A 571-nucleotide genomic window follows, 5' to 3' on the forward strand; every position below is an offset into this window, starting at 1 on the left:
CGGCACACGATCGCCGGCGTCACTGTCGTGCGAACCGAGGCGCAAGTCGCTCGGATCCTGTTCCAGGTCTCGGCTCTCTGAATAGTAGTCGTCGATCCAGGCGTCCGTATCGAAAGCTCCGGTCACGTCTTCGATCCACCCACTTACTTCGCGAGAATCGTCATCGCGCGGCTGGTTCCGTCTTGGGTACATCGATGCCGATCCTCCGGAAATCAAATTTGGAACCTCAATCCTAATGCCTGCCGACCGCCGCCCAGCATGCTAAAGCCAGATCCAATCATGCCCCCAAGGCATGGCCGAACACCATATGGCGACGGCTTGCCGACAATCGTCTGCACTCGACCATCAGGCCGGCACATGGCTTGAGAGGCTCGCCAGCTTGCCGCTTGCCATGCGGAGCCCGCTAGAATTGGCCTTCATTTAAGCAGTTCGAGTGATATGTGGGACATGCAGCGTGAAGGGTGCCGTCAGGATTTCCGGTTCCAACCAATCCATCCGCCGGCCTTTCTGATTTCGCCGCCTCAGGCAACGGAACCATATGCGGTGTAGCTGCTGACAGAACCCGTTGCGC

Annotated in this window: 1 protein-coding gene; it reads right to left on the reverse strand. The window is 58.5% G+C overall.

Annotation, left to right across the window (positions count from 1 at the left end):
• Positions 1 to 192 (reverse strand): hypothetical protein (locus PYR71_RS30770; RefSeq protein ID WP_143541181.1); only part of this gene is annotated, 192 nt, incomplete at its 3' end.
• Positions 193 to 571: the final 379 nt, after the last annotated feature.

The sequence above is a fragment of the Rhizobium mulingense genome, from assembly GCF_029194105.1.
Taxonomy (GTDB): Bacteria; Pseudomonadota; Alphaproteobacteria; order Rhizobiales; family Rhizobiaceae; genus Rhizobium; species Rhizobium mulingense.